Source organism: Fructilactobacillus sp. X3R5C2 (assembly GCF_059901175.1).
In genome coordinates, this window is record NZ_JBWXVC010000016.1 from 1 (window position 1) to 422 (window position 422).

Sequence of the window (422 nt, forward strand, 5' to 3'; positions counted from 1 at the left end):
TATGGAGGATACAGGGATCGAACCTGTGACCTCCTGCTTGTAAGGCAGATGCTCTCCCAGCTGAGCTAATCCTCCAAAATGACCCGTACGGGATTCGAACCCATGTTACTGCCGTGAAAGGGCAGTGTCTTAAACCACTTGACCAACGGGTCATACTACAAAAATATACGGAGAGTGAGGGATTCGAACCCTCGAAACAGACTTTAATCCGTTTACATCATTTCCAATGATGCTCCTTCGGCCAGCTCGGACAACTCTCCATAGTACTCCGGCAGGCGGGCTCGAACCGTCGACAACCTGATTAACAGTCAGGTGCTCTACCAACTGAGCTATGCCGGAATAATCGCGTGGCAACGTCCTACCCTTGCAGGGGGCGATCCCCCAACTACTCTTGGCGTGCTGAAGCTTAACTTCTGTGTTCG

At 51.4% G+C, this 422-nt stretch carries 4 tRNA genes; all 4 read right to left on the reverse strand.

What is annotated here, in order from left to right:
- Window positions 1–2: 2 nt before the first annotated feature.
- A tRNA-Val gene (locus AC6UD4_RS07230) sits at window positions 3–75 on the reverse strand.
- 4 nt (window positions 76–79) lie between these two features.
- Window positions 80–152, reverse strand: a tRNA-Glu gene (locus AC6UD4_RS07235).
- A 16-nt stretch (window positions 153–168) separates the two neighbouring features.
- Window positions 169–260: transfer RNA gene (locus tag AC6UD4_RS07240), tRNA-Ser, on the reverse strand.
- 6 nt (window positions 261–266) lie between these two features.
- Window positions 267–339: transfer RNA gene (locus AC6UD4_RS07245), tRNA-Asn, on the reverse strand.
- Window positions 340–422: the final 83 nt, after the last annotated feature.